Origin of the sequence: Aeromonas sp. A04 (assembly GCF_047780465.1) — a bacterium.
Taxonomy (GTDB): domain Bacteria; phylum Pseudomonadota; class Gammaproteobacteria; order Enterobacterales; family Aeromonadaceae; genus Aeromonas; species Aeromonas bestiarum.
Genome location: NZ_JBLNHP010000012.1, coordinates 1 through 12114 on the forward strand (window position 1 = coordinate 1; position 12114 = coordinate 12114).

General features: G+C 63.0%; 15 protein-coding genes. 1 reads left to right on the forward strand and 14 read right to left on the reverse strand.

Translation table 11 applies throughout. The annotated features are described in order from the left end of the window. From ACM3N8_RS20875 to ACM3N8_RS20895, 5 genes are all read right to left on the reverse strand, one after another. On the reverse strand, positions 1-499 hold a 499-nt coding region (locus ACM3N8_RS20875), incomplete at its 3' end, for a hypothetical protein (protein ID WP_416016556.1). 60 nt (positions 500-559) lie between these two features. Next, positions 560-1054, reverse strand: a complete 495-nt coding sequence (gene folA / locus ACM3N8_RS20880) for a type 3 dihydrofolate reductase (protein WP_043556198.1) — start codon at positions 1052-1054, stop codon at positions 560-562. Between the two features lie 24 nt (positions 1055-1078). Then, positions 1079-1546: a threonine/serine exporter family protein gene (locus tag ACM3N8_RS20885; protein WP_042866694.1), complete on the reverse strand. Its 468-nt coding sequence runs from the start codon at positions 1544-1546 to the stop codon at positions 1079-1081. Further along, a complete protein-coding gene (locus tag ACM3N8_RS20890; RefSeq protein ID WP_052159096.1) occupies positions 1543-2340 on the reverse strand; it encodes a threonine/serine exporter family protein in 798 nt (265 codons plus the stop codon). Before ACM3N8_RS20890 ends, ACM3N8_RS20885 begins: the two co-directional genes overlap by 4 nt. Before the next feature lie 233 nt (positions 2341-2573). Beyond that, entirely contained in the window at positions 2574-2915 is a 342-nt protein-coding gene (locus ACM3N8_RS20895; protein WP_043140058.1) for a DUF3135 domain-containing protein, read from the reverse strand. A gap of 410 nt (positions 2916-3325) precedes the next feature. Between ACM3N8_RS20895 and mog the strand changes: the two genes are divergently transcribed. After that, on the forward strand, positions 3326-3856 hold the full coding sequence (gene mog / locus ACM3N8_RS20900) for a molybdopterin adenylyltransferase (RefSeq protein WP_290065216.1): 531 nt from the start codon (positions 3326-3328) through the stop codon (positions 3854-3856). Between the two features lie 34 nt (positions 3857-3890). Here mog and ACM3N8_RS20905 read toward each other — a convergent pair whose 3' ends face one another. From ACM3N8_RS20905 to ACM3N8_RS20945, 9 genes are all read right to left on the reverse strand, one after another. Further along, positions 3891-4307 carry a DUF2541 family protein gene (locus ACM3N8_RS20905; RefSeq protein WP_290065218.1) on the reverse strand — a complete coding sequence of 139 codons (417 nt, stop codon included), beginning with the start codon at positions 4305-4307 and terminating at the stop codon, positions 3891-3893. A gap of 90 nt (positions 4308-4397) precedes the next feature. After that, positions 4398-5624 (reverse strand): beta-ketoacyl-ACP synthase, encoded by a 1227-nt coding sequence (locus ACM3N8_RS20910; RefSeq protein WP_043140051.1) that lies wholly within the window; start codon positions 5622-5624, stop codon positions 4398-4400. 91 nt (positions 5625-5715) lie between these two features. Continuing rightward, positions 5716-6441 (reverse strand): 3-ketoacyl-ACP reductase FabG2, encoded by a 726-nt coding sequence (locus tag ACM3N8_RS20915; protein WP_043140049.1) that lies wholly within the window; start codon positions 6439-6441, stop codon positions 5716-5718. Beyond that, positions 6438-6911, reverse strand: coding sequence for a hotdog family protein (locus ACM3N8_RS20920; protein ID WP_043140047.1), 474 nt, complete (start codon positions 6909-6911; stop codon positions 6438-6440). Before ACM3N8_RS20920 ends, ACM3N8_RS20915 begins: the two co-directional genes overlap by 4 nt. Then, positions 6908-8089, reverse strand: a complete 1182-nt coding sequence (locus tag ACM3N8_RS20925; RefSeq protein WP_416016557.1) for a beta-ketoacyl-[acyl-carrier-protein] synthase family protein — start codon at positions 8087-8089, stop codon at positions 6908-6910. The genes ACM3N8_RS20920 and ACM3N8_RS20925 overlap by 4 nt, the downstream gene beginning before the upstream one ends. Then, positions 8086-8643, reverse strand: coding sequence for a DUF3261 domain-containing protein (locus ACM3N8_RS20930; protein WP_416016558.1), 558 nt, complete (start codon positions 8641-8643; stop codon positions 8086-8088). Before ACM3N8_RS20930 ends, ACM3N8_RS20925 begins: the two co-directional genes overlap by 4 nt. After that, a complete protein-coding gene (locus tag ACM3N8_RS20935; protein ID WP_416016559.1) occupies positions 8640-11000 on the reverse strand; it encodes an MMPL family transporter in 2361 nt (786 codons plus the stop codon). The genes ACM3N8_RS20930 and ACM3N8_RS20935 overlap by 4 nt, the downstream gene beginning before the upstream one ends. A 50-nt stretch (positions 11001-11050) precedes the next feature. After that, the gene (locus tag ACM3N8_RS20940) at positions 11051-11665 is read right to left on the reverse strand and encodes an outer membrane lipoprotein carrier protein LolA (RefSeq protein ID WP_098982677.1); all 615 of its coding nucleotides are present in this window, start codon (positions 11663-11665) and stop codon (positions 11051-11053) included. Beyond that, positions 11662-12087, reverse strand: coding sequence for an acyl-CoA thioesterase (locus tag ACM3N8_RS20945; protein ID WP_010633047.1), 426 nt, complete (start codon positions 12085-12087; stop codon positions 11662-11664). The genes ACM3N8_RS20940 and ACM3N8_RS20945 overlap by 4 nt, the downstream gene beginning before the upstream one ends. Positions 12088-12114: the final 27 nt, after the last annotated feature.

The window sequence follows — 12114 nt, forward strand, 5'->3', positions numbered from 1 at the left end:
TATGAGCCAATGCCACACAATCCATCAAACGACGGCGATCACCGAGCAAGGCCAGCAGCATCGCCACATACCCCATGCGCCTAAAGTCAAATCCTGCATGAGGCTGCAACTGGTTCAACTGTCTGCTGCGATGCAACTCTATCTGGTAGTAACACACCAGTTGCCAATAGAGCAGCGGATAGCGGCGATATTCTGTTTGTGGCCAACGGCCTGCCAGCAAGCTTGTTCCCACCAAGTGATCCAGCTCCGCCAGGCAAACACTCTCAACCCTTGGCAGCAACGCGTATGCATCCCCTTCAGGAACGGGGATATTGGCGAGCGTCTTGTCAATCCATTGTCGAGCATGATCGTAAAATTGATTTTCACTTGAAACCCTTGTTAGCAGCTTCTTACGACAATAGGGTTCTCGCTTGGGAAAGCGGGGCCAGGAAGCGTAATCAAATTGGGCGAGCAAGGAAGCGAGCGGGGGTACAATGGGATAAATTGAATTGCTATCCATGTTATTCACTCAAAAAACGTAATTCCATTACAAATAGAGGCAGCGCAGCCAACAACAGACTCAGCGCCGCTGCCAGGTTTCGAAGCAGTAGGGATGAGGATTCTTCTCGTCGGGCTCATGGGGTTCGCGCTCAACGCAATGCCACTCGTCCTCCTCGAAGGCGGGGAAGCGGGTATCCCCTGCCACCGCCAGATCGATTCGGGTCAGATAGAGGCTGTCGGCCCGTGGCAGCAGCTGGCCATAGAGATGACCGCCACCTATCACCATCAGCTCGTCTACCGCCTGACCGTCGGCCAGCAGCGCCAGCGCAGCCTCGACCGAATCGACCACCTCCACCCCGTCGGCCTGGTAATCTGGGTTGCGGCTGATCACCAGATTGCGCCGCCCTGGCAGCGGCCGACCTATGGATTCGAAGGTCTTGCGCCCCATCAACACCGGCTTGCCCAGGGTCACCCGCTTGAAGTGGGCCAGATCCGCCGGCAGGTGCCAGGGCATCTGGTTATCCAGGCCTATCACGCGATCGTGCGCCATGGCGGCAATCATGGAAATCTTCATGGGGTCAGCCTCTCACACCGTCTGTCAAATAATGGGCCGGTTACGGTACACGACCAGGGAGGGGATCGCCAAACCGAAACTGAGGGCCCCCACGATAAACAGTGCCTTGAGGCCGTTCTCCACCGCACTCTGGATAAGATCCATGGTCACCCCGGAGATGTTGAGCTCCACCACCGCGATCATCGCCTTGAACGCATAGCTGCCCGGGATCATGGGGATGATGGAGGCGACGCTGAACACGGGGCGCGGCGCCAGCAATCGGCGCGACCAGTAGACGCAGACAAAGCCGACCGTGGTCGCCGCCGCCAGGGTGGCCCACTCGATGGGCATGCCGTAATGAATGAGCAAGGTACGCAGGCTGTGGGCCAGGGCACCGCCCATGGCGCAGTACTTCAACATGCGCGGCGGCACGTTGAACAGCATGGCAAACCCTACCGCCGGAATGGAGGACCAGAAGGCATCCTTGGCCAGCAACCAGACAAGATCCATCATACCTTCCACCCCCAGATCCCGGTGACCGACATGGCGAGAATAATCCCTATCGCCGCGCTGATGGTGAGCAGAGTTGCGGTGCCCCAGCGCGCCAGCCCCATGTTGAAGTAACCCTTCACCATGTCGGAAACTGCATTGATGAGCGGGAAGCCCGGCACCAGCAAGAGCACGCTGGCGGCCATGGCGAGATAGGGCTGGGCGCCCCAGTTGAAGAAGGTGGCACTGGAGGAGAGCAGGGTGGCGATGAAGCCGGTCGCGGCAAAGTTGATGAGCGGGCTGTGGTGATGGCGGGCGATCAACTGGCGCACTCGCATCGCCACGGCAGAAGAGAGGCAGGTCACCAGGAAGATGGGCCAGTCGCCGCCAAACAGCAGGCTGAAGGCGCCGCAGGAGAGCCCCACCATGGGCACCACCAGCCAGGGGTGGTAATGAAACGGCACTATGCCGTCGAGCCGCTGACGCACCTCGCGCGCACCGATCAGCTCCTTCTCCGCCATGATGCAGATACGCTGGATCTCGCACACCACCTGCATGTTGATGCCGTGCTCCCGCACCCGGCGGGTGGTGGTGACACAACTGCCCTGATAGAGGCTGGTGAGCACTATGGCGCTGGAGGAGATGGCCATCTCGACGCTCTCCAGCCCCAGCGCCATGCCGAGCCGGACCGTGGTCTGCTCTATGATGCGACTCTCGGCCCCGAACTGGGCCAGCATCTGGCCCACCTTGACGATGATACGGGTGATCTCTGTCTGCTGCTCCCGCGACAGCACCCGTCTTGGTGTGATACTTCTCATAATCCCTTCGAGTCGTAGCAAAATTAAAGTATCGCCATATTAGCCTAACTGTCGGCGCCATACATCCACACCGATCACGGCAATAATCAATTTTTAATAAAACAGCGAACGCCACGAAAATACATCAAATAGATTACAAATCACCCCAGATAAATTAACGTCGACAAGCGGACCTCACCCGATGACAAATATATAATGCGGGATATTATTCAGCCATTCCATCAAGAGGATATTTATTTCTTCTTGCGATAGTAATCGAAGAAAGAAACCACATTATTTTCTCTGTAGACGGGGGCCTGGTCGGCATAGAGATTGGCATTGAGCTGGATCATCTCGCTGCGCATGGAATAAAAGGAGTCGTGCATCATGGCCGCAATACGAATACAGCTATCCATGTTGTTCTTGGCCAATTGACGCTGACAGTCGATACGAAACTGCAGGCCGCGCAATCGCTGCTGCTGCTCCGGACTGACCCGGTCGATCAACCCCTCTATCTGCTGGCGCAGCAACTCGTCGAGCCGCTCCGGCTCCGCCACCGCCAGTCGCCTCAAGGTATCAAAATCAGGCAACTCCATATGCCCTCCTGCGGCCAGCCGCTGCATGGTGATACTCAAACAACAACGATCAGTACAATATTCAACCAACCGTATAATGAGTTATATAAGACGATTGCCCTCCAGGTTCAATCCATACCACGGCCTTTCGAGGCTGACTGCGCCAAAAAATGACCGCCGTTCGGGGAATCATTTTCTTATTCGTTATGGATCAACCAATTAATCATCAATATGGCGGCTGTCTTCGTTTATACATTTTTAGGACGGCAATGCCGGAGCCTTATGTCTTATTGAAAGAGAGTCTGCAAGATTGCTTTTCATTCGACACTCCATCTTGTGCCCCAGCCTCGCCACCCCCTGACCTCGTTTAACATATCTCACTGATTATGTTATTTTATTTGCCACTTATTCCAGGCAACCAAGAGCAGACCATGAGCAAGGCAAGAATCGGCATCGTCACCGTCAGCGATCGCGCCAGTGCAGGCATCTACGAAGACCTCTCCGGCAAGGCCATCATAGACACGCTGAACGCATATTTGACCTCAGAGTGGGAACCCGTCTATCAGGTGATCCCGGATGAACAGGATCAGATCGAGGCAACCCTGATCCGGCTGGCGGACCAGGAGCAGTGCAGCTTCATAGTCACCACGGGCGGCACAGGCCCGGCCAAGCGGGATGTGACCCCCGAGGCCACGGAGGCGGTGTGCGATCGCATGATGCCGGGCTTTGGCGAGCTGATGCGGGCCGAATCTCTCAAGTTCGTGCCGACCGCCATCTTGTCGCGCCAGACCGCAGGCCTGCGCGGCAGCTCCCTCATCGTCAACCTGCCGGGCAAGCCCAAGTCCATCCGCGAGTGCCTGGATGCCGTCTTCCCCGCCATCCCCTACTGCATCGATCTTATGGAAGGGCCCTATCTCGAATGCGACGAAGCCGTCATCAAGCCGTTTCGCCCCAAGAAATAGGCCCTGAGTGGGCGGGGTGATCCCCGTCCATTTCTTATTTGCGGCCGTATACCTTGACCCCTGCCTTGCTCCCCTCCGAATTGCCATAGACCTCGATCCGCTTGATGCAGAGCCGGCTACCGAGGGATTTCCAGCCGGACTCCTGATCCTCTTTCAGATCCTTGTCAAAATTGAGGGTCTTGCTGCGATCATTGCCGTAAAACACCTTGACCCTGTCCAGGGTCAATTCCCGTCCCGCCTTGACCATGATGGACTTGGCCGGTCGGCAGACGATGATGGGAATAATGGCGGCATGATCGCCGACGCCGAGCAGCATTGTGCTGCCCAGCCGAAATTCATCATCGGCCATAACAGGTGCGGGCAGCGCCAATAAAAGGGTGGACAGCAAGAGCGCATTGAAGCCGCGACGCAGCTTGGGTCGAGCAGAAAAAACAGCAGATGGAGCGGACATTATGCCTCCCGAAAAATGGGAGGCATATTAATTCATCAAGGCTAAACCCAGGCTGTACCGGCGCCCTGCCCGCAGGCAAGGCGCACGGCCTCAGGACCAGCGCTTGAAGATGAGGGAGGTGTTGATGCCGCCGAAGGCGAAGTTGTTGGACATCAGATAGTCCACCGTCAGCGCGCGGCCATCACCCACCACATGATCCAGCGGGGCACAGGCCGGATCCGGCTCGGTCAGGTTGATGGTGGGGGCAAACCAGCCCTCCTGCATCATCTCCAGCGACAACCAGGCCTCGATGGCACCGCAGGCGCCCAGGGTATGGCCGAAGAAGCTCTTGAGCGACGATATGGGGGTCTTGTCGCCAAAGATGGCGGCGGTGGCGTGGCTCTCGGCTATGTCGCCGCGCTCGGTGGCCGTGCCGTGGGCACTGATGTAGCCGATGTCGGCGGCCTTGAGCCCCGCCTGGGCCAGCGCCATCTCCATGCACAGCTGCATGGTCTCCTGCTGGGGCTGGGTCACGTGAGCGGCGTCGCAGTTGGTGGCAAACCCCACCAGCTCGGCGATGATGGTGGCCCCGCGCGCCTGCGCATGTTCCAGCTCCTCCAGCACCAAAGTGCCTGCCCCCTCGCCTATCACCAGCCCGTCCCGCTGCCGATCGAACGGCCGCGGCGCCAGCTCTGGGTTGTCGTTCATCTGGCTGGTGGCAAACAGGGTATCGAACACCACGGCCTCAGACGGGCAGAGCTCCTCCGCCCCGCCGGCCACCATCAGGGTCTGGTAGCCGTGCTTGATGGACTCGTAGGCGTAGCCAATCCCCTGGCTGCCGGAGGTGCAGGCGCTGGAGGTGGGGATCACCCGCCCGCGCAGGCCGAAGAAGAGGCCGGTGTTGACCGCCGCCGTGTGCGGCATCATCTGCACATAGGTGGTGGCCGTGATGCTGGCGGTACTCTTGTCGTTGAGCATGACCCCGAAGGCGCGGATGGGATCCGTGCTGCCGGTGGAGGAGCCATAGGCGATGCCGGTGCGACCGTCGGTCAGCACCGGGTGGTCGATAAGCCCAGCCCGCGCCAGCGCCAGCTCGCTGGCCACGGTCGCCAACTGGGAGACCCGCCCCATGGCCCGCGTCTTCTTGCGCGGATAGCGGGCAGGCAGCACAAAATCGGCAATGGGCGCCGCCAACCGGGTGTTGAGTCCCTCGTAGATGGCCCACTCAGGCATGGTCACCACCGCATTGCGCCCCGCCTGCAACTTTGCCCGCACGCTCGGCCAGTCCTGACCGAACGCCGTCACCCCGGCCATGCCGGTTACTACTACCCGCTTCATACCATACCGCCATTCACAGAGATAAGCTGGCGTGCCACAGAGACAGCGCCATGTTGAACCGACATCAGGCAAGTGCTCATAAGCATTCGCGTCATACCATGCCCCCGTTGATGGAGATGACCTGGCGCGTGACATAGCCGGCGATGTCCGACATCAGGTAGGAGACCAGGCCGGCCACCTCGTCCGCCTGTCCCATGCGCTTGAGCGGGATCAGCTTCATCGCCTCCGCCTGCACCTCTTCATCCACCATGCCGGTGTCGATGAGGCCGGGCGCCACGCAGTTCACCGTGATCTTGCGCTTGGCCAGCTCCAGCGCCAGCGCCTTGGTGGCCCCCATGATGCCCGCCTTGGCAGCGCTGTAATTGACCTGACCACGGTTGCCCATCAGGCCGGAAACCGAGGAGATGGTCACTATGCGCCCGCCCCGGCGCAAGCCTATCATCGGCATGATGCAGGGCTTGAGCAGGTTGTAGAAGCCGTCCAGATTGGTGTGCAGCACCCCGTCCCAATCCTCGTCGGTGAGGGCGGGGAAGGCGCCGTCACGTATGATGCCGGCGTTGCAGACCACACCGTAATAGGCGCCGTGTTCGGCCATGTCGGCTTCCAGCCGCTCGCGGCAGCCCTGGCGATCGGCGATGTCGAACTGGATCAGGCGCCCCTGTCCCCCTGCGGCTTGCAGGCTCGCCAGGGTAGCCTCGCCACCGGCGCGGTCGCCGTGGTAGTGCACCACGACGAGAAAACCGTCGGCGGCCAGCTTGAGGGCGATGGCGCGGCCTATCCCCTTGCTGGCGCCCGTGACCAATACGCTAGAGATCATGAAACGTCCTTCGCTAACAAATCGGATAATTCGCCGGGTGCGGGCTGATAGGTCGAGAGGCGCGCGGTGGCGCACTCCTGCCCATCTTGCAGGATCCGGCAATCGAAACTGGCCATGCCGCCGTCTTGCAACAGGCAGCTGGCCTCTATGGTGAGCAGGGCCCCCGCCGCAAAGCGGGTGGGCTGGCAGCGGTACTTGCGGGTGCCGAGCAGCATGCCGATGCGCACCGGCTCGCCGCGCAATCGCCCCTGCATGCCGGCCCAGGCGGCTATGGTCTGGGCCATCAGCTCTATGCCGACCCAGGCGGGCAACGAGCCCTCGCCATCGAGCAGCAAGGCGTGCCGGGCGCCGACCCGGGTCTCGCAGCACACCCGGCTCGCATCCACGGCGCAGAGCCTGTCCAGCAACAGCATGGGGGCCTGATGGGGCAAGAGAGTATCGATGGCGGGCAGCGGTACGAGCTCATTCATGAGGGTAATAGTCCAAACAGCAGGCTGACATTGTTGCCACCGAAGGCAAAGGAGTTGGAGAGGACCCGGGGTGCCGCCAGCCGAGTGGCGCCACTCACCAGCCGGATGGGAGCCAGCGCCGGGTCCTGTGTCGTCACCCGCTGGGGCGGCAACGGCAGGGCCCGCTCCAGCAGCAGGCAGGCGAGCGCGGCCTCGATGGCACCGGCGGCGCCCAGGGTATGGCCGGTGAGCGGCTTGGTGGAGCTGCAGGGCACCTTGTCGCCGAACAGGCGATGCACGGCCTGGCTCTCCATGGCGTCATTGAGGCGGGTGGCCGTGCCGTGCAGGTTGATGTAACCCACCTGCTCCGGCGTCAGGCCCGCCTGGGCCAGCGCCATCTGCATGGCCGCCTCGGCACCCACCCCGTCCGGATGAGGCGCCGAGATATGCCAGGCATCGGACGACTCGCCCGCCCCCAGCAAGGCCAGCGGCGCAGGCTGGCGGCTCAGCAGAAACAGCGCAGCCCCCTCGCCTATGTTGATCCCCTGCCGGTCGTTGTCGAATGGCTGGCTGAGGGTGCCGCTCAGGGATTCCAGGCTGTCGAAACCGTTGAGGGTCAGCCCGCACAGGCTGTCGGCACCGCCAACCAGCACGGCGTCCACCAGTCCGGCCGCCAGCATCCGCTGACCGCTGATGAAGGCGCGGGCGCTGGAGGAGCAGGCGGTGGAGAGGGTGTAGGCGGGCCCTTCCAGGCCGAGATAACGGGCCAGGAATTCGGACGGGGAGCCCAGCTCCTGCTGGCGATAGTCAAAGGCCGGGGGAATCGCCTCCCCCCGCCGGGCGGCGGCGATCGCCAGCTCGGCCTCGCCGATCCCGGCTGTGCTGGTGCCGAGCACCAGGCCTACCCGCGCAGGGCCAAACTCCGCCAGCGCCTTGTCCAGTGCTGGGCGTATCTGGGCCAGCGCCGCCAGCAGCAGGCGGTTGTTGCGCGAGGCGTAGGGGGCCAGCGCCGCCGGTATCTCCGGCAGCGCACCTTCTACCCGCCCCACCGGGGTCAACCGACCATCCAGCAAGGTCTGGTTGTGGCGGGTGAGCGGCGTAATCCCCTCTGCCTGCCAGGCCAGCAGGGCCCCGGCGCTGGCATCCCTGCCCTCCCCCAATGCCGAAATGAGCCCGTAGGCCGCGATATAACAACTCATTGGCTCAGAGTCTCCAGCTGCAGACGGTAGTGAAACACATGCTGTTGCAGGCTGACCGGCTCCCGCACGCCGCCCTTGTCCTGGTACCCGATCTCGGTGACCAGGGCGCCATCGGGGGCACGCAGCCGGCGCGTCAGTCCTTCGTCCCTCAGCGTCCAGCCCGGCGGCAGCTGCGGCTGCCAGCTGGCCAGCGGCCAGTAGCAGAGCATGACGTCCGCCAGCACCTGGGTCACGGGCGGCATGCCGGTGGCGAGCAGCGGACTCAGCTGCTGAGTCGCTATGCCCTGCTGATCGTAACGCACCCGAAACAGCCGCACCCCGCTCGGGGTCAGGCCGACCAGGGTCAACTGACTGCCATCAGCCTCCAGCACAGTCATCAGCTGATGGGAACTCTCACCCACCGTGGCCGTCAGCAACTGCTGGCGATAGAAGGGGGTGGCAAGCACGGGGGCAGGCAGCGTCATGACGCTGCTCTTGTCGAGATAGGCGGTGGAGGCCGGCTGGCTGCTGCAGCCCCCCAGCAGGAGGATGAATAATGCGAACACTGATCTCATAGTGGCTCCGGCTCCCGGTCATCCCGCACTGGCGGGCTGAATACCGGCTTGTCCAATCCCTGTTTATCCAGCACCAGAGGCGACAACAGGAAGGCAGTAAAGATACCGCCACTCAGCACCAGACCGAAGCCCGCGATGGCAGAGGTGTGGCTCAGCGCCAATAAACCGAATGACAACTGGGTGGTCAGGTTGGCGAGCAGGATGGCAAACTGGGTCGAGCGTTGACGCAGGAGATCCCGGCCGCAGTAGGCAAAGAAGAGGCTGTAGTCGATGCCGATGCCGAAGATGAGGCTCATGGCCAGCACCCCGAACAGGGTGAGCGGCTGCCCGCAGGCGGCCAGCAGGGCCAGACCGGCCCCCAACGAAAAGCCGCTGACCAGCAGGATCCGCGCGCTCTTGCGCCAGCCGAACCGGACCCACAGCAGCACCCCCACCAGGGCGATCGCCAGCAGCAGCAGTTCGGTCAGCTTGATGCGGTAGTGGGCAAACAGCTGGCTCCACTGGTTGCGCGGATCCTGCCAGAAGACCCCCTCCTGCCCCTCTGCCAGTTCTGCCACGGCCGCAACATCCGTCACCCCGTTGACCGGCAGCCAGAGCGCGACCCGACCATCTGGCAGCTGATGCCAGAGCAGCCGACTGCCCTCGCTGACCGGGCTGGCCAGCCACTGCGCCGGCAGCAATGGCTGCCAGGGTCTGGGCTCGGCCTTGACCGGCACACCAGCCTGATTGAGCCGCACCACCACGTCGGGCAGCAAGCGAGTGAGGGCGGCATGATCCGCCCGCTGCCGTGCCAGCGACGGCAGCCATTGCGTCAGTGGCACAAAGTCCGCCAACTGACCCTGCGCCTTGGCCTGTGCCAGCTTGTGGCCAAGGGCCTCGAGACGCTGCAACGCCGTCTCGCCATCTGCCGCCGTCACCAGAAAACCCGTCATGCCGCCCTGCTGGCCGGTGAGGCGCTGGATCTGCCGCTCCTGCGCCTGCAGCTCGGTGGGCAAGGGTTGCAGGTGAGCTATGTCGTCATCGACGGCCAGCCGGCTCAATCCCGCCACTATCAGCGCCAGGCAGAGCAGCGGCACGCCCCAGCGCAAGACACGCCGTTCCCGCCACCACGTGAGCCAGAGCGCCATCGGCACCAGGATGCGCGCCTCACGCTGGGGCAAGGCACCGAGCCAGAGCGGGAACAGGCAGAGCACGGTAATAAACGAGGCCGTCAGACCCACTAGGGCGCACAGCGCCATCTGCTGCAGGCCGGGGAAGGGGGCAAGCCAGAGCAGGCCATAGCCGACCAGGGTGGCGAACAGCGCCATCGAGAGGCTTGGCAGCAAACGGGCGCGGGTCTGGTGAGGGCTCTCCTGCAACCCATGCAGGCGCCGCTCGGTCAGGAAGTGGATCCCGTAATCTATGATGCCGACCAGACTGGAGCTGATCACCAGGGTGAACATGTGCACCTCGCCAAACCAGAGCAACACGGCCAGCACCCCCCAGACGAGGCCGATGGCGATGGGCAGCAGGGAGATCCAGAGCGCCCGAAACGAGCGAAACGCCAGCCACATCAGCAGCAAGACCCCGACCGTGGAGCCCAGCCCTATGGTGGAGATGTCCGCCTGAGCCAGATCACTGGCATGCTGGCTGTAGAAGAGGGTGCCACGGCGCAGCAGCTCCACGCCCGGAAACTCGGCCTTGAGGCTCTGCTCCGCCTCGTTGAGCCGGTTCAGCAGCTCGCTGTTGCGAGCGAGATCGAAAGCCGAGAGATCCAGCTCGGCTCGCAGCAGAAACCACTGCCGCCCCGTCTCGTCCTGGCTCATCAACCAGTCATGATCGAGGCGCAGTGTACTCGTCATCTGGCCCTGCACACCGGCGCGGGTCAGCAGCAGGGGATCGGCCTGCCATTCGGCGCGGGAGACACCGCCGAAAGGGCTGTAGATCTGGCCGAGCACCCACTGGCTCCAGGCCTCGGTGCCGGCGGCCAACCTGGCCCGGCTGCCCTCGTCGAGGCGCTGCCAGGCATAGTCGTGGATGAAGCCTTGCCAGGCGGGAGCCAGCTCCGGCTGGGCACCGCGCACAGCGCCGAGTTCGGGCAGGGCCTTCAGGGTCTTTGCCCACGCCTGCGCCGCGGGGCGACCATCCTGTCCCGCCGGCAGGCTCAGCATCCAGACCAGCTGCTTGTCGATCTGGCGCAGCAGGCCACCCCGCAGGGCCGGATCCAGCGTGGATCGCTCCTCGTGGGGCAGCAGATCCATCAGGCTGGTGTTGATGCGGCTCTGGGAGAGCTGCCAGCCAAGCAGCGCCACCGCCAGCAGGCTGAGCAGCAGCCAGAGGTATGAGAAGCTGCGCCAGGCGGTTTCAGATTGCAGCAAAGTCGGTTCTCCCGGCCAGACCACGGGCAGTGGCAGGGCGCGATACGGGTCTAGTGGGCAGCAAAGCGGGCCTGCTCCTCAGGGGTCAGTGGCAGGCTTCGTTCCTGCCAGGCACTGAAACGGATGCGGGTGCTGTCACCCTGCTTGTCGGCGATGATGAGCTGATCCAGCTGCCCTTGCCCGCTCAGGGTGAGGCTGGCGAACACCTTGTCCAGCGGCGTCAGGGTTGGCACCAGCAGCAACTGCCAACCCGCCTCCGTGCTCTGAAAATCGATCTTGAAGTAGCGGCTCAGGGTCGCCTCGTCCGAGCCGAACAGCGCCAGCAGCATCTGGCTGAATTCGAGCAGTTGCGGACTGTCGATGACGGTGGCGGGCTGACCCGCCACCTGCTGCACCATGCGTTGCGGCGTCAGGGTCAGGGTCAGGTCAAAGGGCTTCTGCTGCTGCCACCAGAGACCCAGATCGCGCACCAGCAGCAGCTCGCCGGAGGCCTTGAGCGGCTGGCTCAACCCCGCCACCTGCTTCTCCTGCTCGAAATGGGCGTGTCTGACCGGACTCAGGGTCAGCAACTGCTGCACCTGGTCACGGCTCAGGGGGGCCGCCTGCAGCGGCCATGTCAGCAGCAGGAGCAGACCGGTCAGCAGCGGCCTTGTCAGCCGGCTCATTGGCTCACCCCCAGCTTGTCCAGCAGCACCTGGGGCGAGGCCAGGCACATCTCGCCGCTCGCCTTGCTCACCGCCACCTGGATGCTGTAGCCCTTGCTGGTGCGGGTGCCGCTCGCGGCATCGCTCAGCAGGTAGTCGATCTTCAAGCGGTTCTGGTATTCGGTCAGGGTGGCGCGCACCCGCACCCGCTGGCCGAAGCGCAGCGGTGCCAGGTACTTCATCCGGGTGTCTATGATGGGCCAGAGGTAACCGGAGGCCTCCATCTGCGGGTAGTTGTAATCGATGAGGTCGAGCAGGGCGCAGCGGGCCAGCTCTATGTAGCGAAAGTAGTGGCCGTGCCAGGCGACCGCCATCATGTCCACATCGTGGAAGGGGATGGTCACCTCGACTTCGGCGCTGATCTGCCAGGGTTCTTGCTGCATGGTTTTTCTCACAAGTAGTGCCCCCGC

Excerpts from the sequence above, each read along its gene's own strand:
- folA (WP_043556198.1), bottom strand. The coding sequence starts at position 1,054 with ATGAAGATTTCCATGATTGCCGCCATGGCGCACGATCGCGTGATAGGC.
- ACM3N8_RS20885 (WP_042866694.1), bottom strand. The coding sequence starts at position 1,546 with ATGATGGATCTTGTCTGGTTGCTGGCCAAGGATGCCTTCTGGTCCTCC.
- ACM3N8_RS20890 (WP_052159096.1), bottom strand. The coding sequence starts at position 2,340 with ATGAGAAGTATCACACCAAGACGGGTGCTGTCGCGGGAGCAGCAGACA.
- ACM3N8_RS20895 (WP_043140058.1), bottom strand. The coding sequence starts at position 2,915 with ATGGAGTTGCCTGATTTTGATACCTTGAGGCGACTGGCGGTGGCGGAG.
- mog (WP_290065216.1), top strand. The coding sequence starts at position 3,326 with ATGAGCAAGGCAAGAATCGGCATCGTCACCGTCAGCGATCGCGCCAGT.
- ACM3N8_RS20905 (WP_290065218.1), bottom strand. The coding sequence starts at position 4,307 with ATGTCCGCTCCATCTGCTGTTTTTTCTGCTCGACCCAAGCTGCGTCGC.
- ACM3N8_RS20910 (WP_043140051.1), bottom strand. The coding sequence starts at position 5,624 with ATGAAGCGGGTAGTAGTAACCGGCATGGCCGGGGTGACGGCGTTCGGT.
- ACM3N8_RS20915 (WP_043140049.1), bottom strand. The coding sequence starts at position 6,441 with ATGATCTCTAGCGTATTGGTCACGGGCGCCAGCAAGGGGATAGGCCGC.
- ACM3N8_RS20920 (WP_043140047.1), bottom strand. The coding sequence starts at position 6,911 with ATGAATGAGCTCGTACCGCTGCCCGCCATCGATACTCTCTTGCCCCAT.
- ACM3N8_RS20925 (WP_416016557.1), bottom strand. The coding sequence starts at position 8,089 with ATGAGTTGTTATATCGCGGCCTACGGGCTCATTTCGGCATTGGGGGAG.
- ACM3N8_RS20930 (WP_416016558.1), bottom strand. The coding sequence starts at position 8,643 with ATGAGATCAGTGTTCGCATTATTCATCCTCCTGCTGGGGGGCTGCAGC.
- ACM3N8_RS20940 (WP_098982677.1), bottom strand. The coding sequence starts at position 11,665 with ATGAGCCGGCTGACAAGGCCGCTGCTGACCGGTCTGCTCCTGCTGCTG.
- ACM3N8_RS20945 (WP_010633047.1), bottom strand. The coding sequence starts at position 12,087 with ATGCAGCAAGAACCCTGGCAGATCAGCGCCGAAGTCGAGGTGACCATC.